The sequence below is a fragment of the Dietzia kunjamensis genome, from assembly GCF_045689975.1.
Classification (GTDB): Bacteria; Actinomycetota; Actinomycetes; order Mycobacteriales; family Mycobacteriaceae; genus Dietzia; species Dietzia kunjamensis.
This window is the reverse complement of the sequence record NZ_CP143297.1, coordinates 378481-398672: the sequence shown is the minus strand read 5'-3', so window position 1 is coordinate 398672 and position 20192 is coordinate 378481. Positions and strand designations below refer to the sequence as shown.

At 71.6% G+C, this 20192-nt stretch carries 19 protein-coding genes; 13 read left to right on the top strand and 6 right to left on the bottom strand.

From position 1 onward, the window contains the following. Positions 1-128: 128 nt before the first annotated feature. Entirely contained in the window at positions 129-1802 is a 1674-nt protein-coding gene (locus VZF99_RS01865; RefSeq protein ID WP_407335568.1) for a hypothetical protein, read from the bottom strand. Positions 1803-1907: 105 nt separating this feature from the next. On the opposite strand from VZF99_RS01865, the gene VZF99_RS01860 reads away from it, so the two are divergent. Together VZF99_RS01860 and VZF99_RS01855 are read left to right on the top strand one after the other, a co-directional pair. Beyond that, on the top strand, positions 1908-2828 hold the full coding sequence (locus tag VZF99_RS01860) for a class E sortase (protein ID WP_407335567.1): 921 nt from the start codon (positions 1908-1910) through the stop codon (positions 2826-2828). A 4-nt stretch (positions 2829-2832) separates the two neighbouring features. Continuing rightward, positions 2833-2985, top strand: coding sequence for a hypothetical protein (locus VZF99_RS01855; RefSeq protein WP_172812140.1), 153 nt, complete (start codon positions 2833-2835; stop codon positions 2983-2985). Between the two features lie 57 nt (positions 2986-3042). Here the strand turns inward: VZF99_RS01855 and VZF99_RS01850 are convergent, their stop codons facing one another. Beyond that, positions 3043-3831 carry a SurA N-terminal domain-containing protein gene (locus VZF99_RS01850; RefSeq protein ID WP_407335566.1) on the bottom strand — a complete coding sequence of 263 codons (789 nt, stop codon included), beginning with the start codon at positions 3829-3831 and terminating at the stop codon, positions 3043-3045. 149 nt (positions 3832-3980) lie between these two features. Further along, on the bottom strand, positions 3981-5120 hold the full coding sequence (locus tag VZF99_RS01845; RefSeq protein WP_407335565.1) for a hypothetical protein: 1140 nt from the start codon (positions 5118-5120) through the stop codon (positions 3981-3983). A 106-nt stretch (positions 5121-5226) separates the two neighbouring features. Between VZF99_RS01845 and VZF99_RS01840 the strand changes: the two genes are divergently transcribed. Then, positions 5227-6903, top strand: coding sequence for an MFS transporter (locus tag VZF99_RS01840; protein WP_407335564.1), 1677 nt, complete (start codon positions 5227-5229; stop codon positions 6901-6903). Here VZF99_RS01840 and VZF99_RS01835 read toward each other — a convergent pair. Further along, positions 6900-8963 carry an FAD-dependent oxidoreductase gene (locus tag VZF99_RS01835; protein WP_407335563.1) on the bottom strand — a complete coding sequence of 688 codons (2064 nt, stop codon included), beginning with the start codon at positions 8961-8963 and terminating at the stop codon, positions 6900-6902. The genes VZF99_RS01840 and VZF99_RS01835 overlap by 4 nt on opposite strands. A 330-nt stretch (positions 8964-9293) precedes the next feature. Between VZF99_RS01835 and VZF99_RS01830 the strand changes: the two genes are divergently transcribed. The 3 genes from VZF99_RS01830 (at position 9294) to VZF99_RS01820 (ending at position 11474) form a co-directional block, all read left to right on the top strand. Then, positions 9294-9845, top strand: coding sequence for a CAP domain-containing protein (locus VZF99_RS01830; RefSeq protein WP_407335562.1), 552 nt, complete (start codon positions 9294-9296; stop codon positions 9843-9845). Between the two features lie 253 nt (positions 9846-10098). Then, positions 10099-10743: a CAP domain-containing protein gene (locus VZF99_RS01825; RefSeq protein WP_407335561.1), complete on the top strand. Its 645-nt coding sequence runs from the start codon at positions 10099-10101 to the stop codon at positions 10741-10743. Positions 10744-10904: 161 nt separating this feature from the next. Then, complete coding sequence (locus VZF99_RS01820) at positions 10905-11474, top strand: CAP domain-containing protein (protein WP_407335560.1); 570 nt, start codon at positions 10905-10907, stop codon at positions 11472-11474. A gap of 102 nt (positions 11475-11576) precedes the next feature. Here the strand turns inward: VZF99_RS01820 and VZF99_RS01815 are convergent, their stop codons facing one another. Further along, positions 11577-12113, bottom strand: a complete 537-nt coding sequence (locus tag VZF99_RS01815; protein WP_407335559.1) for a TetR family transcriptional regulator — start codon at positions 12111-12113, stop codon at positions 11577-11579. 106 nt (positions 12114-12219) lie between these two features. On the opposite strand from VZF99_RS01815, the gene bioB reads away from it, so the two are divergent. From bioB to VZF99_RS01790, 5 genes are all read left to right on the top strand, one after another. Then, positions 12220-13371, top strand: coding sequence for a biotin synthase BioB (bioB, locus tag VZF99_RS01810; RefSeq protein WP_407335558.1), 1152 nt, complete (start codon positions 12220-12222; stop codon positions 13369-13371). A 1-nt stretch (position 13372) separates the two neighbouring features. Beyond that, the gene (locus VZF99_RS01805; protein ID WP_407335557.1) at positions 13373-14767 is read left to right on the top strand and encodes an adenosylmethionine--8-amino-7-oxononanoate transaminase; all 1395 of its coding nucleotides are present in this window, start codon (positions 13373-13375) and stop codon (positions 14765-14767) included. Further along, entirely contained in the window at positions 14764-15963 is a 1200-nt protein-coding gene (locus tag VZF99_RS01800) for an 8-amino-7-oxononanoate synthase (protein WP_407335556.1), read from the top strand. Before VZF99_RS01805 ends, VZF99_RS01800 begins: the two co-directional genes overlap by 4 nt. Next, entirely contained in the window at positions 15960-16742 is a 783-nt protein-coding gene (gene bioD / locus VZF99_RS01795; RefSeq protein ID WP_253003091.1) for a dethiobiotin synthase, read from the top strand. Before VZF99_RS01800 ends, bioD begins: the two co-directional genes overlap by 4 nt. 106 nt (positions 16743-16848) lie before the next feature. Next, positions 16849-17289, top strand: coding sequence for a hypothetical protein (locus VZF99_RS01790; protein WP_063972189.1), 441 nt, complete (start codon positions 16849-16851; stop codon positions 17287-17289). Here the strand turns inward: VZF99_RS01790 and VZF99_RS01785 are convergent. Continuing rightward, the gene (locus VZF99_RS01785; protein ID WP_063972188.1) at positions 17276-18442 is read right to left on the bottom strand and encodes an acyl-CoA dehydrogenase family protein; all 1167 of its coding nucleotides are present in this window, start codon (positions 18440-18442) and stop codon (positions 17276-17278) included. The two genes, VZF99_RS01790 and VZF99_RS01785, sit on opposite strands and share 14 nt — an antisense overlap. 96 nt (positions 18443-18538) lie before the next feature. Between VZF99_RS01785 and VZF99_RS01780 the strand changes: the two genes are divergently transcribed. Continuing rightward, entirely contained in the window at positions 18539-19210 is a 672-nt protein-coding gene (locus VZF99_RS01780; RefSeq protein ID WP_231888827.1) for a TetR/AcrR family transcriptional regulator, read from the top strand. 223 nt (positions 19211-19433) lie between these two features. Continuing rightward, positions 19434-20135: a transglutaminase family protein gene (locus VZF99_RS01775; RefSeq protein WP_063972187.1), complete on the top strand. Its 702-nt coding sequence runs from the start codon at positions 19434-19436 to the stop codon at positions 20133-20135. Positions 20136-20192 lie beyond the last annotated feature (57 nt).

The window sequence follows — 20192 nt, the reverse complement described above, 5'->3', positions numbered from 1 at the left end:
AGGATTTCGCGTGTATCGCCCGAGAGCGGCCGCGCGTTTTCCTCTTGTCGGCGGCAGGGTCGGCTTGTCGGCGGGTGCGCGGGTGCGCGGGTGGGCGGGCGTGCGCCGCAGCGGTCGCGCGATCGGCGTCAGGCGGGGCCGATGCGGAGCATGCGCGTGAGGGTGGGTTGCCACATCACGCCGGGCGCGTCGCCGCGGGAGGCGATGGTGCCGGTGAGCTCCATCGGCTCGTCCAGCGGGGCGTGGCCGAGGAAGCTGCGGGCCACCTCGCGGCCGGTCTCCACATCGGTCGAGGTCACGTCGACGGGCCCGAACTTCTGCGCGAGCCCCTGATCGAGCGCCGAGGCGAGCCCCGGGTCGGTCGCCGAGCCGGGCGCGGACAACACGCGGGGCGGGCCGTAAGCCAGCGCGTGGATCTGCCCGTCGCCGGTGGTGAGCTTGGGCAGGGACGCCGTCCGGGCCCGCGAGGTCCACGCACGCGAGCACGCGTCGTCTCCGGCGCCGACGCCGACGCTGACGCCGTCCGGTCCCCCGGCCCCGTCGGCCCGCACGTCGATTCGGGTCATCCCACCCGTGTACGGAGCCGACGAGGGCACCGCGGGACCGTCGACGGCGAACGGCGGGTATTCGAACCCGTACGTGTTGACCAGCACCAGCGCGTTTCCGGTCGCGATGATCGAGTTCTCGGTGCCCGCGGGCCCGTCGATGAGGACCCCGTCGGCGGCGGCCGAGTCGGGCCGCAGGGTCGTGGCGAACGCGGGCATCCGGCACACCTGCGACCCGTCGTCGCGACGCAGGACGATCAGCTCGGGGTGCTCGGCGTCGTCGGTGATCGCCACGAGCGAGTCACCGGGCCCGAAGTAGGTGGGCGTGGTCCCCGACCCGTGCGCGAGCAGGCCCGGTTTCCGCGCCTGCCCCACCGCGTAGCCGCGCCGCCAGCGCACGCTGGGGGTCCCGTCCTCGGAGCTGTCGATCTCGTAGAGGGCGCGGGTGGTGATCACCGACGCGCCGCCGGGCCGGACCGTCAGCCCGTTGGTGATCTTCTCCCCTGCCGGCAGGGCGAGACTGCGGAGCTCGTCGTCGTCGCCCCCGGGCCGCACGGTCCCCACCACCCCGCCGGAGGTGGCGAACCACACCCGCCCGTCGAAGGCGGGCATGAGGCCGGTGACCGCGTCGCCGGCCGGGACGGCCCGGGAGAGATCGGCCAGGACGTCGACCGTCATCCGCCACGGGCCGGCGTCCGTGCGTTCGTGCCCGACGGCCAACAGCCTGCGGTTGCCGTCCGCGACGACCACCCGGTCGCGCTCGTCGAGGTATCCGTAGACCCCGCCGAGCAGCGCCCCCTTGGCCAACTGCACCTCCGCCAGTACTGCCGCGGTGTCGGGGTGGAACAACTTGACCGTCGGCGCGAGCGGGGTGGGCGGGGTGAGTCCGACGTAGGAGGTGCACAGGGCGACCGGGAGGCCGTCGGTGCCGACGAAGACGGTCGAGCAGGTGGCTCCGGTGAGCGCTGACGTGACCGCCGGGGTCGTGCCGGGACCGCGGCCGGGCAGGGTGTCGGTCGAGGCCGCGTCGCCGTGGACGGTGGCCGTGCCCGCGGGGCCGAGCCCGGGCGGGGAGGCCGCCTGCGGCGCGGTGACGGCGGGCGCCGACGGTGCTTGCGCGGTGGCAGGGGCGGGCAGCAGGGCCGCGCCGGTGCCGAGGCCGACGACCAACGCAGCAGCCGTGACCGCCCGGGCGGCCGAGACTTTCCGGGCAACCCGGACCGTGGCCGCCGGGTGCTTCCGTCTCATCGAGCGCATGGGGTTGATTCCATCACCGCCGGGGCCACGGTGTCCCCTGATCTGGTCGTGAGACGATTTCGGCGTGGCGCCGAGGCAGAGGCATGCACCGGGGTGGTCGAGCAGATGAGCCGACCCCCCGCCCCGTCGCGCACACCGGCCCGCAGCGCAGTCGGCGACTCCCGCCGCGCGCCCAGCGAGCCCCGCAGCGCCTCCGGCGAGCCCCGCCGCGCACCGGGCGTCGGCCGGATCCTCGGCGAACTGCTGCTCACCGTGGGTGCGGTCCTCCTGCTGTACGTGTTCTACGAGGCGTTCTGGACGAACCTCGCCTCCGGGCGACTGCAAGCTGAGGCCTCCGCCGGCCTCGAGGAGCAGTGGGGCGACGGTCCCGGCCCCGGCGCGAGCGGCCCCGGCGCAGCCGGTCGGCCCGCCCGCGAACCGGTCCCGCCGCCCGTGCCGACGCTCGGCGACCCCTTCGCCCGGATCCACCTGCCGACGCTCGGCCCGGACGCAGTCTACGCGGTGGTGGAGGGGACGCGCGCCGAGGACCTGCGCACCGGGCCGGGCCACTATCCCGGAACCCAGCTGCCCGGCGAGCGGGGCAACTCCGCGCTCGCGGGTCACCGCAACGGCTCCGGTGCCGTCTTCGAGCACCTCGACCGGCTGGACTCGTGCGATGCGATCGTCATCGAGACCGAGACGCAGTGGCAGACCTACCGGCTCCTGCCGGTGGAGCCCGGCGGCGCGGATCGGCTCGCGGCCGCGCGCGAGTGCCTCACCCCGCTGCAGGCCGACCGCGTCGCCGTCGGCGACTACGCCCACGTCGCGGGCCTGCACATCACGACCCCCGACGCGGTCGAGGTGATCGCCCCGGTCCCCGGCGTGGCAGGCGCACCGGCGGGCGACGCGACCGAGGCCCCCGAGCGCCTGCTCACCCTGACCACCTGCCACCCGATGTACTCCAACGCCGAGCGCCTCATCGTGCACGCCGCCCTCGTGGAGACCACCGCGAAGACCGACGGCCGCCCGGCCGCCCTGGAGGAGTGAGCCGATGTACGCCTACCTGTGGCGATCCCTGCCCGGCCCGCGGCCGGTCAAGGTCGCGCTCGTCCTCATCCTGCTGACGGCCGTGTTCCTGCTGCTCATGGAGGTCGTGTTCCCGTGGGTGGCGCAGCAGCTGCCGCACACCGACGTCACCGTATAGACAGAACCGCCGCGCAGGCGCCATGACGGTGGCGGCGACGTCACCGCGGCGGGCCCCCTAGATGTGGACGGTCACGTCCGCATCCGCGCGGAGCTTCTGCGACAGCTCCTCCATCGCGCCGGCCTCCTGCTCGGCCCGCACCTGCTCCTCGACCTGGCCGCGGACCTGCTCCAGCGGCGGCAGCCCGCCACCGCCGGCCGCACCGCCGCCGGACATCGCCTGCTGCTGCGCGACCTGCTCGTAGGCGGCCTGCACCTCGGCCTCGGTCACCTCGAACTCCCCGTACTCGTCGGTGATCAGCTTCTGGACGCGCAACTGCTTGTCGATCTGGTCCAGCACGGCCGCGCGGTCCAGGCCCTGCTCGCCCATCGCCTCGACGAACTCGTCGGTGCTGACCTGGTTGAGCTCGGCGAACACGGCCAACTCGGCCTGGATCTCCTCATCGGAAACCTCGATCCCCCGAGTGCCGGCCTCCTGCGTGAGCAGTTCGGTGCCGATCAACCCGTCGGTGGTCAGCTCCTTGAGCTGGGCCTCGTCGACGGGCTGGCCGGACATCTGGGCCTGCATGCTCATCTGCTGGTACTGGTTCTCGAACACCGACAGGAACTCGTCGCGTGAGATCTCGGTGCCGTTCACCTCGGCCACCGGGTCGGGGATGTCGGAGGTGTCGGGCCCGTCCGCGGACTGCTCGCTCTCCTGCCCGGGCTCAGCTGCCTGTTCGGACTGCTCGGCTGCTGCCTGCGTCTGGGCGGCGCCGCCCTCGTCGTCGCCCCCGGCGCCGCACCCCGCGACCACCAGTACGAGTCCTGCGGCGGCGACCGCCGACCTCCATGTTCGTGAGCGCACTCGATCTCCTGACGTTGACGTGTGCGTGAAGCCGCGACGCTACACATCCGAGTTGAGCGGGAGCTGTGCACGAGACGCCAGCGGGTGCGGGCAGCGCGCCGTCACGCGCCGCCCGCACCCACGTCGGCGTCGGGGGCCGGCGTCGGGGGTCAGAATCGGAGGATCGCGCCCTCCGCCACGTCCTTCGGCAGGGAGTCCACCACGACCACCGATCCGGACGTGGCCAGGACCTGACCGACCGCGGTGTCCAGATCGTCGGGGCCGTGCTCGGCGGTGCAGCGGCGACGGGTGAGCAGCAGCGTCTCGACGCGTCCCTCGCGGGCGGCGTGCAGGATGTCCGACCCGCCACCGGCCAGTGCGCGACCGGCGCCGATCGCGTCACCGAAGCGTTCCGCGACCGCGTCGGACTGCCGTTGCATCGCCGGCCGGACCACCGCCCACGCGCGCTCGTGCAATTCGGCGGGCGACAGGGCGTCCGGGTTGCCGGCGGCCACCTCGTCCACCAGGTGTTCGTAGTTCAGGTACCCGCGGAACTGCGGGAGGTGCTCGGTCACCGCTGCCAGGACGACGGGCCGCCGATCGTTGGGGCGCAGCGCCTCCTGCAGTCCCTTCGCGATCTGCCGCAGGAACTTCTCCCGCTGCACGTCCCCGACCTCGGCGCCCGTGCCGTGACTGTGCACCATCCCCCCGCCGGCCCTGTTCGCCCCGGGGCCGGCGCCGGCTGCCCCGCTGAAGCGCTGCTGCTGGTGCGAGGGCGGCTGGATATCGCCGGCCATGTCGTCGATCGAGGACGGGATCGAGCCCAGGTCGAGCTCGCGGATCGTCGAGGCGGTGCCCTCGAGGAGGCGGACCTTGTTCTGGCTGCCCGCGAGGACCAGGAACTGGCCGTCACCGACCGCGGCCGGCACGATCGGCCGGACGGCGAACCGGTCGCTCACGTGGACCGCCTCGGCGACGTCCGTGGACAGGCGGTACGCGCGCCAGAACCCCTTCGACGCGAACAGCGCGAGACCGTCGGACAGGCGCTGCCAGTACGCGTCGTCCTCCAACAGGGCGACCAGCGGGCCGAGGATCTCGTCGGACTCCTCCTGGGCCACGCCGTGCGCCTTGAGTCGGGTCTCGGCGTCCTTGATGAGCGACTTGGCGCGGATGGGGTTCTCGCGGACCTCTGCCCCGGCCCGGGCCGTGGGCAGGAAGATCGACACGGCCCGGCCGCTGGTGGTGCCCAGCTCGGCGAGGTCGGTCAAGGGGATCGGATCGACTTCTGCGGTGCGGGTGACATCAGCCATGACCCGACGCTACTGACCGCGGCGGCGCACGGGTAGGTCGTGACAGGGTTGTTGCGCGCCCGTGACCTTCGGGCCCGGGACGTCCGCCGTGGATACCATCGCGGAAGTGACCGATGCGCCCGTGACCCCCGCGACGACCCGGCCGGTCAGCACCGCCCGGGTCCTCACCACCCTGATGGTCCCGATGTTCATGGCGCTGCTCGCGCTGTCGGTGATCAACGTGGCGCTGCCGGTGATCGGCACCGCCCTGGACTCGGACTCGCGGGGACTGCAGTGGGTGGTGTCCGGGTACGCGCTGGCGTTCGGGCTGCTGCTCGTGCCGTCGGGGCGGCTGGGCGATGCGACCGGACGCAAGCGCCTGTTCCTGGCGGGCGTGGCGGTGTTCGTGGGCGGTGCGGTGGTCGCCGGGTTCGCCCAGTCGATCGAGATGCTCAACCTGGCGCGCCTCATCCAGGGCGTGGGGTCGGGGATGCTCAACCCGCAGACGTTCGGCCTCATCCAGAAGTACTTCCGGGGTGGGGCGCGGGCGCGCGCGTTCGCCACACTGGCCACGACGGTCTCCATCGCCACCGCGTCGGGGCCGCTGGTCGGCGGGTTGCTCATCGAGGTCCTCGGCGATGACCTCGGGTGGCGCGCGATGTTCCTGGTCAACGTGCCGCTCGGCGCGTTGGCGCTGGTGCTGGGCTGGCGCTGGTTGCCCGACGACCGCCGCCTCCCGCCGGGCGAGGCGGGGCCCGACGTGGGTGGGTCCGCCGCGCGTGCCGGCGACATGGCGCGCCTGTCCGCGGAGCGCGGCGGCGACGCCGAGCAGCGTGACGGCGATGTGCACGGTGACGGCGGCGTGCACGGTGACGGCGCCGAACGTGGTGACGGGCCGGGGTACGACGACGACGAGGCCGGCCGCGCCTCCAGGATCGCCGCCGCCGTGAACGCAGGGCTGCCGAGGCCCCAGCACCGGGGCCGGCGGACGCGCCTGGACCTCGACCCGGTCGGCATCGTCCTGCTCGGCGTCGCGGTGCTGTCCCTGATGCTGCCCTTCCTGACCCGTGGCGGCAGCCCCGCCCTGTGGGCGCTGGTGCCGGTCGGGCTGGGCCTCATGGCCGCCTTTGCGTGGTGGGAGCGGCGCTACGAGCGGATCGGGCGGCCGCCGCTGGTCAACCCCGAGATCTTCCGCGACGCGGCGTTCCGCAACGGCATGATCATCGTGTCGATCTACTTCGTGGGCGGCACGAGCCTGTGGATCGTCATGCCGATGTACCTGCAGTTCCACCTGGGCTACGCGCCCATCGACTCGGCGTTCATCAGCCTGCCCGCCTCGGTCCTCGCCGCCATCTCGGCGCAGGTCGCGGGACGGTTCGTGCTCCGACTCGGGCGGCGGATGGTCATCGGCGGTTTCTGCCTCACCATCACCGCGCTGCTGACGTTCATCCTGCTCGCGGGCGTCGTGGAGTCCGGGGCGGTGAGCTACCTGATCTTCATGGTCCCCGCCGCGATGATGGGCACCGCGCAGGGCATGACCATCTCCCCCAACCAGACGCTCACCCTGCGCGCGGTGGACCCCGAGTACGGCGGGGTCGCCGGCAGCATCATCTCGCTGGGCCAGCGCATGGGCACCGCGGTGGGCACGGCGATGGTGCCGGGCGTGTTGTTCTGGATCGTCGAGACCCAGGCCGACTGGCTGCTCGCGTTCCGGGTGGCGCTCGGGCTGATCGCCGCGCTGGCCGCGGGCGCGTTGGCGTTCAGCATCGTCGACCGCCGCCGCGAGGTGCGCTGCGGGCCCTAGAGGGCTGCCGCGAGTTCCACTCCCTGCTTGATCGCGCGCTTGGCGTCGAGCTCGGCGGCCACGTCCGCGCCGCCGATCACGTGGACCCGTCCGTTCACCCCGCCGCCCAGCTGATCGGCCACCCCCACCAGGTCGCGCACCGATTCCTGGCCCGCGCACACCACGACCGAGTCCACACGCACGAGCTGCGGACGGCCGTCGGCGTCGAGGATGTGCAGCCCGTCGTCGTCGACCTTCACGTAGGTCACCCCGGTGTGCTTCCGCACGCCGCCGGCCTCGAGCTCGGCGCGGTGCACCCAGCCGGTGGTCTTGCCCAGGCCCCGGCCGATGCGGGAGGTCTTGCGCTGGAGCAGATGCACCTCGTGGGCCGGCTCGGCGTGCACGGCAGTGCCCAGTCCCGCGCGCTCGAGCGCCGGATCGGTCACGCCCCAGTGGCGCCGCCACGCCTCCACATCCGTGGAGTGGCCGCTCGGTTCGCGGCCGTCGACGGCGATCCCGGGCCCGCCGGCCAGCAGGAACTGCGAGACGTCCACGCCGATGCCACCGGCGCCGATCACCGCGACCCGGCGGCCGGGGGTCCGCGCGCCGGTGAGCAGCTCGGGATAGGTCATGACCATGGGGTGATCGGCGCCGGGGATCGTGATCTCGCGCGGCCGCACCCCGGTGGCGATCACCACGTGGTCGAAGCCCGCGAGATCGTCCGGGTGGGCGCGGCGGCCGAGGTGCACCGGCACGCCGAGGACGTCCAGGCGCCGGCTGAAGTAGGCGATGGAGGCCGCGAATTCCTCCTTGCCCGGCACGCGCATCGCGTAGCGGAACTGCCCACCGAGCTCGTCCTCCGCCTCGAAGACCTCCACCGCGAGCCCGCGGGACGCGGCGGCCTCGGCGCACGCCAGCCCCGCGGGTCCCGCGCCGACCACCGCCACCCGACGCCGGGTGGGGGCCACGGTGAGCAGGAGCTCGGTTTCGCGGCCGGCGCGCGGATTGACCAGGCAGGAGGCGCGCTTGTTGGCGAAGGTGTGATCGAGGCAGGCCTGGTTGCAGGCGATGCAGATGTTGATCTCGTCGGCCCGCCCCTCGGCGACCTTCGCTGCGAACGCCGGGTCCGCCAGCAGCGGCCGCGCCATGGACACCAGGTCGGCCTGACCGCCGGCGATGATCTGCTCCGCGATGTCCGGGGTGTTGATGCGGTTGGACGCGATCACCGGAACACCGACGGTCTGCTTGAGCCGGGCCGTGAGGTCGACGAACGCGGCCCGCGGCACGGAGGTGACGATGGTGGGGATGCGGGACTCGTGCCAGCCGATGCCGGTGTTGAACACGTCGACACCCGCGGCCTCGAGGCGCTGCGCGAGCTCGGCGGTCTCCTCCCACGACTGGCCGCCGTCGACCAGGTCGAGCAGGCTGATCCGGTACTGCAGCAGGAAGTCGCGGCCCACCTCGGCGCGGATGCGGCGCACGATCTCCTCTGGCAACCGCATCCGCCTGCTCGCGGTGCCGCCCCAGGAGTCGGTGCGGTCGTTGGTCCGGGCGGCGAGGAACTGGTTGATGAGGTAGCCCTCCGAGCCCATGATCTCGATGCCGTCATACCCCGCGCGCCGGGCCAGGCGGGCGGCCCGGACCCAGTCGTCGATCGTCCGCTCGACACCCCGGGCGCTCAGGGCGCGCGCTCTGAACATGCTGATCGGCGACTTGGTCGACGCGGCCGAGCGGACGAACGGCTGGTATCCGTAGCGGCCGGCGTGGAGGACCTGCAGGAGGATGTGGGCGCCCTCGGCATGGACGGCGTCGGTGAGGCCGCGGTGCTTGTCGGCCATCCGGCGCGAGGCCATCATCGACCCGGCCGGCAGCAGCCACCCCTCCACGTTGGGCGAGTACCCGCCGGTGACCATGAGGGCGGCCCCGCCGCGCGCCCTCTCGGCGAAGTAGGCGGTGAGCTCGGGCAGGTGCTTCGAGCGGTCCTCCAACCCGGTGTGCATGGACCCCATGACCACGCGGTTGCGCAGGGTGAGATGCCCGACGGCGAGGGGACTGAGGAGGTGAGAGTGACTGTGGCCCATGGGGGCTGATTCTGCCCGGTATCCGGTCGCCCTACCCCGCGGTAGAGGAATTTTCGCTCACCGGGGCGTCCGGACCGCCCGTGGCGATGCGGGCCGATCAGGGGCACGCACGGGCACCGTTCCGGAGTCGTCCCTCTCTCTACTGGACGAACGTCTCTGTGATGAGTCAGCAATTCGGGCCGTTGACCTGCACTTTTCGGGATACAGCAAATATGTCATCCGGGGTCGATAATGCGGCGATCTCGGAGAATTGACCTTATCCTCAGCTTCGTGACTTCCCTCGGTCACATGTCCTCCCGACGTTCCCCCAACACCTCAGGAATCCCCTCAATGCGAACCATCGTCAGGCGGCGCATCGGCGCCGTCGCCGCCGCTGCCGCCACCTTCCTCGCCCTGGCCACCCCGGTCACCGCCGCCCAGTCGCTCCAGTTCACCGTGGGCGCGCCCGCCCCCTGTGAGCAGGCGACCCCGGCGGAGACCGAGCAGGTGATCGCGGACATCCACGAGTACACCAACCGCGAGCGCGTCTCCCGCGGCCTCAACCCCGTCACGCGCCTCGCCAGCCTGGACCGGATCGCCCAGGACTGGAGCGAGCAGATGGCCAGCGTGGACAAGATGACCCACAACCCGCAGATCGAGACGCTGATGGAGATCACCTACGACGGATCTCCGCTGAGTGACGGGGACTGGAAGAGTTACGGCGAGAACGTGCTGCAGAACTGGTGCGGCGCCTCGGGCGAGGCGCTCGTCCAGCAGTGGATGAACTCGCTTCCGCACCGCCTCAACCTGCTCAACCCGTTGCACACCCACCTCGGTGTGGGCGTGGAGGTCGCCGACAGCCGGAAGCTGTACTCCACCCAGAACTTCGCCCGACTGACCTGACCCCCGCGGCCCCCTCGGTCGTCGCCCCCTCCTACGGCGCCCCCACCCCCGGTCCACACCGGCGGCGGGGGCGCCGTCGTGTCGGCGCCGTCTCGCGCGCCGGCATACGAATGGGAATCGCATCGGTGTAACGCATGTGACTAGAGTGACGACAGAGGCAGGAGTGAACCGGCTCGGGTGGCACCGTCCGATCCGGCACACGCTCCACACGCAGGCCACGGCGCGAGCCGCGGCCCGAGGAAAGGACCATCGCGTGCGTCATCCCCTTCGTTCCGCCGTCGCCACCGGCGCGGCCGCCCTCCTGCTCGCCTCCGGCACGGGCACGGCGGCCGCGCAGGGCTCACTGGAGCTCGCGCTGCCGTTCTTCGCCACCATCCCCGGCCTGGCCTCCCTCGCCCCGGACGCCCCCGGGGCACGCACCGCCCCGGCGGCCGACCCGGCCGCCGCGGCCGCGGACGATCTGCTGCCGGAGGAGATCAGGCTGATGGCGTTCGAGGGCAGCGTGGTGGCCGCCGTCAATGAGGCCCGCCTCGTGGTGGGCGCCGACCGGCTCATCACCGACCCCCGACTCGAGGCGTCAGCCCGCGAGCGGGCCGCCCAGCTCGCCGCGGGCGACCCCACGACCGGCGAGGTGACCGTCCCCGCGGATGCACGGGTCGACACCGATACTCCCGGCGCGGACGCTCCCGGCGAGGCCGCGGACGTCGACCAGTCCGGCGACCGCACCGTTCTCGCGCTGCCCGCCGGCGCGACCCCGCAGAAGGCGCTCTCGGCCCTGCTCTCCGACACCGGCATGCGCGATCGGATGCTGGACGGCCGGTTCGTCCGTGTGGGCGTGGGCGTGGCCACCGCCGAGGACGGCACCGTGCACGTGGTGCAGGACTTCGCCCGCGACTGACTGCCGGACGATCGTCCAGCGGGGGCGGGGTGGGTAGCGCCCCTCTCCTGCTCACGATGGTTACGGGGTGATGACGGCTGGCTTAGGGCTGGAGCCGGTTCCTACCGTTGCGCTCGGTGACCCGACAGTCGGGTCCCAGCACGCGAAAGGTACCGACACTCGTGACCCGAGCTCTCCAGCACCTGCGTCGTGGCCTGATCCTGGCCGCCGCCGCTTCCGCCACGCTCGCCCTGAACGCGGGCCCGCAGGCCTCGGCCCAGGCGCCGCAGATCCAGCTGCCCCAGATCCACCTCCCGGGCCTGACGATCGGTTTCGCCAACCCCGCCCCCGCCGGCACCGCGCCGACGATCGACCCCGCCTCCGCCGAGTACCGGGCCCAGCTCGAGGGCGCCACCAACGCCGCCCGTGCCGCACACGGCCTCGCCCCCCTCGCCGTCAACGGCGGCCTCACCGCGGTGGCCACCAACTGGAGCGGCACGCAGGCCGCGCAGAACCGCATGTTCCACAACCCGGACGTGGGCGCGCAGATCCCCGCCGGGTGGGGCCACTACGGCGAGAACGTGCTGCAGAACCACGCGCACGCCACCCCGCAGCAGCTGGTGGACCAGTGGATGGCCTCCCCCGGCCACCGCGTGAACCTGCTCAACCCGGGCCACACCTCGATGGGCGTCGGCGCCGCGGTGGCCGCGGACGGCAAGCTCTACGCCACCCAGGTCTTCGCCCGGTACTGACGACCCGCCGGCCCGCCCCGGGCGGTCAGCGTCATCGACAAGAGCGTTCGGCCCACGTCTACTCGCCAGACGTGGGCCGGACGCTCTTCTCGATGGGAGTCGTCAGGCCTGGACACCCGCGAGCATCACGTCGAGCCCCTGCCGGAAGCGCGGATCGAACTCGACCGTCGGCGTCGCGGGGTCGGCGACCGTGAGATTGTGGTGGGTCTGTTCCTCCAGGCTCAGGCCCACCACGTAGCCCGTCAGGGCCGTGGTCAATCCCGGCGCGCGGCCCTCGAGCCCGTGCCGGATGCACGCCGCCTCGACCACCTCGGCGACCGGGTTCACCGCACCCGCCGCCAGACCCAGCGCCACGATCTCGGCGCCGTCCGGAACGCCCGTGACGGCCGCGCGCAGCGCCTGCCCCACCGCCCGTAGTTCGTCGGCGGCCGAGCTCCCCGCCCCGACGGGACCCATCGTCGCCAGGATGCGTTCCGCGACGACCGTGAGCAGCGCCTGCTTGGACGGGACGTGCCAGTACAGCGCGCTCGGTTGGACCCCCAGCCGGGTCGCCAACGTCCGCATCGACATGCCGGGTAGCCCCGACTCGCGGAGCAGTTCCAGGGCGGTGTCGACGACCGCCGTCTTTGTCAGGGCCACGGGCGCCGATCCTACCGGCCGCCACCACCCTCTCCTGAGCGCTGTACAGGTCGACGACCGTGCGCTAGCTTGAACGGCGTTCAATGAACGGCGTTCAGGAGGAACCATGGCCACCACTGCCCCCCGCTGGCACGAGCTCGCGGATCACGTACTCGACGGCGGAGTCGTCACCGCGGCGGACGCACTCGCCGTGCTCCGGTCCCCGGACTCCGAGCTCATGGAGGTGGTCGCGGCCGCGTCCCGGCTGCGGTACGAGCACTTCGGCAACAAGGTCAAGGTCAACTACCTGGTCAACCTCAAGAGCGGCCTGTGCCCGGAGGACTGCTTCTACTGCTCGCAGCGGCTCAACTCCACCGCCGGCATCCTGCGCTACACCTGGCTCAACACCGAGGAGGCCGTCACCGCGGCCAAGGCGGGCATCGCGGCCGGCGCCTCCCGAGTGTGCCTGGTCGCCAGCGGCACCGGCCCCAGCAACCGCGAGGTCGGCAAGGTCTCCGACATCATCGAGGCCATCAAGTCCGACACCCCGGGCGTCGAGGTGTGCGCCTGCCTGGGCGCACTGAAGGATGGCCAGGCGGAGAAGCTGTGCTCCAGCGGCGCCGACGCCTACAACCACAACCTCAACACGGCCGAGAGCCATTACGAGGACATCTGCACCACCCACACCTACGCCGACCGGGAGCACACGGTCGCCCAGGCCCACGGCGCCGGACTCTCGGCGTGCTCGGGCTTCATCGCGGGCATGGGTGAGACGCACGACCAGCTCGTCGAGCTCGCCTTCGACCTGCGCGCCAAGGGAGTCGACTCGATCCCGGTCAACTTCCTGCTGCCCTTCGACGGCACCCCGCTCGAGGGCGTGGACACCCTCAACCCGCGCGACTGCCTGCGCATCCTCGCGATGGTCCGCTTCGTCGCCCCCGACACCGAGATCCGGATGGCCGCCGGCCGCGAACGACACCTCGGCTACCTCCAGGGCATGGGCCTCTACCTGGCCAACTCACTCTTCCTGGGCGACTACCTCACCAGCGAGGGCCAGCCCGGCGGCGAGGACCTGCAGATGATCGCCGACGCCGGCCTCGAGGTCCTCCAGATGGACCACCCGGCCGGGGACACCGGGGACGGGACGGTGGAGGCCGCCACCGCGAACGCGCCCGCGAATGCCGCCGGGCCGGCCACGCCCGCCGTCGCCACCGGGCGGGACCAGAAGGTGGCCATCCGCACCCGCGGGGCCGGCACCAACGAGCCCGCGAACGCCTGACATGTCCGCCTCGGTCCACTCTCCCGGTGCCCGAGACCTCGTCGTCGTCGACACTCCCTCCTCCCCCTCCACCCCGGACGACGCGGCGGCGATGCTGGCCGCCGACGCCGGGCAGGCCGCCACCACCGCGCTGCTCGCCGCCGACGCCGAGCACGTCTGGCACCCCTACGGTGGGTTCCCGGCGAGCACGCCGCCGCTGCCGGTCGTCTCCGCCTCGGGGGTCCGGCTGCGGCTGGCGGACGGGCGCGAGCTCATCGACGGCATGAGCTCGTGGTGGGCGGCCATCCACGGCTACCGGCACCCGCACCTCGACGCGGCCGCGCACCGGCAGGTCGACACGATGAGCCACGTGATGTTCGGCGGGCTCACGCACGCACCGGCCGTCGAACTGGCGACCCGACTCGCCCGCATGGCGCCGGGCGAGCTGAACAAGGTGTTCCTCGCGGACTCGGGCTCTGTATCCGTAGAGGTGGCCGCGAAGATGGCGATCCAATACCAGCGCTCGCTCGGCCGGACCGAACGCACCCGGTTGGCGACGTGGCGCGGCGGCTACCACGGCGACACCCTGTCGCCCATGAGCGTGTGCGACCCCGACGGCGGCATGCACTCGATGTGGCGCGGGGTGGTGGCCGAGCAGGTCTTCGCGCCCGCCCCGCCCGCCGACTACTGCGATGACTACGTCGCCGAGCTCGAGCGGGTGATCCGTGGGAGCGCCGACGAGCTGGCGGGGATCATCGTCGAGCCGGTGGTCCAGGGCGCGGGCGGGATGCGCTTCCACCACCCCGGTTACCTGCGCGACCTGCGCCGGTTGGCCGACGAGACGGGCATGCTGCTCATCTTCGACGAGATCGCCACCGGCTTCGGCCGCACCGGCGAGCTGTGGGCCGCCGACCACGCGGGCGTCGCACCGGACGTGATGTGCGTGGGCAAGGCCCTGACCGGCGGGTATCTCACCCTCGCCGCGACACTCACCACCGACCGGGTGGCCGAGGTCATCAGCGCCGGCGAGGCGGGGGGCCTGGCGCACGGGCCGACGTTCATGGGCAATCCGCTGGCGTCCGCGGTGGCGTGCGCGTCGCTGGACCTGGTGGAGGCCGGCGGGTGGCGGCGCGACGTGCCACGCATCGAGGCGCGGCTGCGCCACGGGCTGGCGCCCGCACTCGACGTGCCCGGTGTGGTGGACGTGCGGGTGTTGGGGGCAATCGGCGTGATCCAGCTGGCCGAGCCGGTGGAGATGACGACGACGACAACAGCGATCACCTCGCACGGCGTGTGGCTACGCCCCTTCCGGGATCTCATCTACACGATGCCCCCGTACACCTCTACGGACGACGAGATCGATCGGATCTGTGCGGCGGTGGTTGCAGGGGCTGCAGCGGCAGGGGCGGGCCGATGACCATGCAGACATCCCCCGCCCTGGACTGGCTCGACGACGCCGCCGCCGACCGGGCCTCCCGGCATGTGCGGCGGGTGCTGTCCCCACGCGCGGCCGAGGACGGCGTGATCGACCTCGCCTCCAACGACTACCTCGGACTGGGTCGGCACCCCGCGGTCGTGGACGCCGCCGTGGCAGCGACGCGCCGCTGGGGTGCGGGCGCGACGGGATCACGCCTGGTCACGGGCACGACGGAGGAGCATCTGGCGCTCGAGGCCGAACTCGCCGGGTTCTGCGGTAAGCCTGCGGCGCTGGTCTTCTCCTCCGGGTACACCGCCAACCTCGGAGCCGTGGTGGCGCTGTCCGGGCGGGGATCGCTCATCGTCTCCGACGGTGGCTCGCACGCGTCGTTGGTGGACGCGTGCCGGCTCGCGAGGGCCCGTGTCGTCGTCGTCGACCGGGGTGACGTCGGCGCGGTGGCCCGGGCCCTGGCCGAGCGCACCGAGGAGCGCGCACTGGTCGTCACCGACTCGGTGTACAGCGCCGACGGCGAGCTGGCTCCCCTGCTCGCGCTGCACGGGGCGAGCCGCGCGCACGGCGCGGTCCTGCTGGTCGACGAGGCCCACGGCCTCGGCGTGCGCGGCAGCGGCGAGGACGGCAGCGACGGGCGCGGTCTCGTGCACGAACTGGGCTTGAGCAGGCATGAGGACGTGGTGGTCACGGCGACGCTATCCAAGGCGCTCGGGTCGCAGGGCGGGGTGGTCCTGGCGTCCGAGCGGGTGCGCGAGCACCTCATCAGCAGCGCGCGCACCTTCATCTTCGACACCGGCCTCGCCCCGGCCGCGGTGGGCGCGGCCCGCGCAGCCCTCGGCGTCCTGCGCCGCGACCCCGCGCTCGCCTCGCGCGTGGTGGAGGTGGCCGAGCACCTGGCCGCGGTCACCGGCGCCGAGCAGCCGCGGTCAGCGGTGGTGTCGGTGATCCTCGGCGACCCCGCCCGCGCGGTCTCCGCCGCCGGCAGGTGCCTCGAGCTGGGCGTCCGGGTGGGGTGCTTCCGCCCGCCGTCGGTTCCCGAGGGCACCGCGCGGCTGCGCCTCACCGCCCGGGCGGACCTCTCCGGCGCCGACCTCGCGCGGGCGAGCGACGTGCTGGCGCAGGTGTTGGGCGAGCACGGTCACCCGGTTGGCGCGGCCGCGCGGCTCGAGGGGGCCCGCGCATGACGACCTCGTCCGGCCCCGTCCCTTCGCCCGCCTCGCGCGGCTCCGCGTCCCCGCCCGCCCCGGCGCCGATCGTCATCACCGGCACCGGCACGGACGTGGGCAAGACCGTCGCCACCGCCGCGCTGGCCGCCCACGGCCTGTCGGAGGGCCTGGACGTGGGGATCTGCAAGCCGATCCAGACGGGGCTGGGCCCGGGCGAGCCGGGCGACGCCCACGAGGCCGCGCGCCTGTCCGGTGTGCGGCGGGTGCTGGAGGTCCGTCGGCTGCCCGATCCGCTGGCACCCGAGACCGCCGCCCGCGTCGCCGGCCTGCCGCAGTCCACGCTGCCCGGATTGCTCGACCCGATCCGCGAGTGGCTCGGCGAGCCCCCCGGTGTGGCGTCCGCCGGGTCGCGACTCGACCTCGTCGAGGGCGCCGGCGGTGTGCTCGTGCGACTCGGCCCGGACCTCACCGTCCTCGACCTCGCCCGGTCGCTCGACGCCCCGGTGGTCGTGGTCGCCCGCGCGGGACTGGGCACGCTGTCGGACACCGAGCTCACCATCCGCGCCATCGGGGCCGCGGGTCTACGCTGCGCGGGGATCGTCATCGGCTCCTGGCCGTCCGTCCCGAGTCTCGCCGAGCGCTGCAACCTCGAGGATCTGCCCCGCCTGACCGGAGTCCCGGTGCTCGGTCGGGTCCCCGCGGGTGCCGGTCAGCTCGCCCCGGTCGAGTTCACCAGTCGCGCGCCGGGGTGGTTTCAAGCGTCAAGACTTCTTCAAAGGTGTGGCCTGCTGCGGTGAGCTCGGACAGGGGGCCCTTCCAGAGTGAGGGGCCCACCGAGATGACACCCAGCAGTGAGTGCATCTCGCAGACCGTTCAGCCAGGAATTCCACGACGAGCTGTGGGTTGAACAAGTACCGCGAGACCCACGGTGGCGGTGGCACCGAGACCGAGGTGACGCTCGATGAGCGGGCACGGCTCAAGGAGCTGGAGTACGAGTACCTCGACACCTGCAGAATCGACGCCGCCGAGACCAACCCGGTGGACACGATGAGCGCTCGGCTGGCCGTGTCGACCTCTGGGTTCTACCACTGGCTTTCGCGCCCGACCCCGGCGACAGCGGCCCGCGGACAGACGCCGACGGCCCGGCTGCGGCACTTCTTCGCCGCCACCGACGCCAGGGTGCCGGGAATGAACCGGGGCCAGGGATTGCGTCTGAGCCCAGGCACGCCTCTGATGGACGGTCCAAGCCGTTCCCCGGCACGCGACACACGCCCCGGCGCCCGTCACCACCACGGAATTTGGCGAGGTCAATGTGGCCAGCGGGCCGTCGCTACTGTCCCATGACAGGTGCCGGGAGTGACCGGGCGATGATCTCCTTCATGATCTCGGTGGTGCCGGCGTAGATCTGACTGATCCGCAGGTCGGTCCATGCGCGCGCGATCGGATACTCCTCCATGTAGCCGTAGCCGCCGTGGAGTTGCAGGCAGGTGTCGGCGACTTGCTGAGCGCGTTCGGAGCTCCAGTACTTCGCCATCGCGGCGGTGGGGATGTCCAGTTCGCTCTTGACATGCAGGTCGAGACACTCGTCGATGAAGGCGCGGGTGACGCGGGCTTCGGTGGCGACCTCGGCGAGCTTGAACTTGGTGTTCTGGAATCCGAAGATCGGTTTGCCGAACGCCTCGCGCGTGAGTGTGTACTCGTGTGTCAGGTCCAGCATCAAGTCCATCGACGCGGCGCAACTGACGGCGACGATGAGCCGCTCCTGCGGGAGCTGCATCATGAGCTGGACGAAGCCCTGCCCCTCCTCGGTGCCGAGCAGATTGCTGGAAGGCACACGTACGTCATCGAAGAAGAGCTCGCAGGTGTCTTGCCCCTTGAGGCCGATCTTGCCGAGGAGACGGCCGCGTCGAAATCCTTCGGAGCTGGTCGGCACGATGACCAGTGAGACGCCTGCAGCAGCCTGATCGGGGCTGGTCTTGCAGGCGACGAGCACCATGTCTGCGTGGTAGCCGTTGGTGATGAAGGTCTTGGCTCCGTTGATGACGTAGTCGTCGCCTTCTCTGACTGCCTTCGTCTTGATTCCCTGGAGGTCGGAACCGGTCCCCGGCTCGGTCATCGCAATGGCGGTCACGACCTCGCCGGAGGCCATTTTGGGCAGCCACTCGCGCTTCTGCTCCTCGGTGCCGTAGTGCAGCAGGTAGTGCGCCACGATGCCGCTGTGGAGTGCGGCCCCCCAGCTGCTGTCACCGATGCGGGCCTGCTCCTCGATAAGGATTGCCTCGTGGAAGAAGTTGCCGCCGCCCCCGCCGTACTCCTCGGGAATGGAGGCGCACAACAGGCCGAGCTCGCCGGCGCGGGTCCAGAGTTCGCGGTCGACGCGCTTCTGTTCGATGAACCGCTCGATGTTGGGCTTGATCTCCCTCTCGCAGAACGTCCGGGCGAGTTGACGGAAGTCGTCGAGGTCCTGGTTCATCCAGGGTGAACGGCGGCTGGGCATGGGTCCTCCAGGGAGTATTCGCCGGGTACAGGGTGTGCCCGAAGGCTACGGGTACACCCTGTACCGCGCCAGTCCCTTTCGGGTTAGAATGTGGTCGTGGATCTTGCGAGGTGGGTGGACACGGCCGTGGTGCGCCGATCGACGGCGCACGAATCGCACCGGTCGGCACGGCGAGAGCAGATCGTGGTGGCCGCGGCTCGTGCGATCGAGGAGTACGGTCCCGGCGTCGGTACTGCCCAGATCGCGGAACGGGCGGGGGTTGCGAGGCCTCACGTCTACCGGCACTTCCACAGCAAGGAAGACCTCGAACGAGAAGTGCTCCGATTCGCGGCTGATCAGCTCATCGACACCGTTCGTCCCGCCATGCGCGTGAGCGGTACAGCTCCCACCATCATCGAAGGCGTGATAGGCGCTGCCATCGGATGGGCTGCCGGTCATCCCAACCTGTATCGCTTCATGGCGGCGCGCCAGCAGAACAAGGAAACACACCGGGCCAGGTTGGGGCGCACACGGTTCCTCGGCGAGGTGGTGGCCGCAGCCTCGGCATACATGCGCACATCCGAAGTACAAGTCGATCCCCCGGACGGCGTGATGGCGGGGTTGATGGGCATGGTCGACGCGGGGATCATCTGGTGGCTGGACCACCACGATGAGTCGAAGGAAGAGGTGACCACCCGGATCGCCCATCAAGTTTGGCTGATCATGCGTGATCTCGCCCAGAGCGTAGGGGTTGCTGTGGACAACGACCTTCTGTTGAGCGCGCGATGAGGGACCTCTCGCCCGGAATGGGCGCACCCCGAGCCCGTCGAAGCGGTCCCGCGTTGGAACGGCGACGCCCCGTGTGCGACCGGTGGCTGGAAGAGGTCGGTGACCTAGTGCGGCGGATGCCCGACGTCTGCACCTCGGCAGTGCCCGGCAAGCAGCCGGCCGGCTGGCCGCGCACGGCCGTAGCGCTCAAGACTGACGGTCCGGTCAACACCGCGGTGCGGCGATGACGCCGGCGCCGGGATCGCACCTTGAGGCGACCTTCTTCCTCGATCACGACCACGCTTCGGTACGCGACTTCACCCAGCACGTGATCGCCGGCGCGTCGAGCCCCCGAGAGAGAGCGTCCCTGCTCTTTGCTGCAGTGCGTGACCAAATCTGGTACGACCCCTACTCGGTCTCCGAGGATCCTGAGCATTACCGGGCGAGCCACGTCCTCCAGGCCGGCCGCGCCTACTGCGTGCCCAAGGCGGTGCTACTGGCCGCGGTTCTGCGGGCCGCGGGCATCCCTACCCGACTCGGCTTCGCCGATGTACGGAACCATCTGCAGACCGACACCTTACGAGCCGTCATGGGTGGCACGGACCTGTTCGTCTATCACGGCTATTGCAGCGCCTACATCGACCGACGATGGCTGAAGGCCACACCTGCCTTCAACGTCGAGTTATGCGAACGATTCGGCGTGCCACCGGTCGAATTCGACGGACAGAGCGACGCGCTCATGCACGCCTTCACCTCCGACGGGACTCGGCACATGGAGTACGTACGAGACCACGGCAACTTCGACGACCTCCCCCTGGGCCGCATTCTGTCCGCTCTCCACCAGGCCTACGGACCTATGGTCACCGCCGCTGCGGGGCCTGACCCTGCCTTCACTCCTCCAGCTACCACCGGTAAGACCACTCCGGAAGGATCCGTGGACTCATAAGGGAGCACCTGGTGAGCCACTCCCGCCGGGCGCGGTCCTTCTAAGGAACTGCGGAAG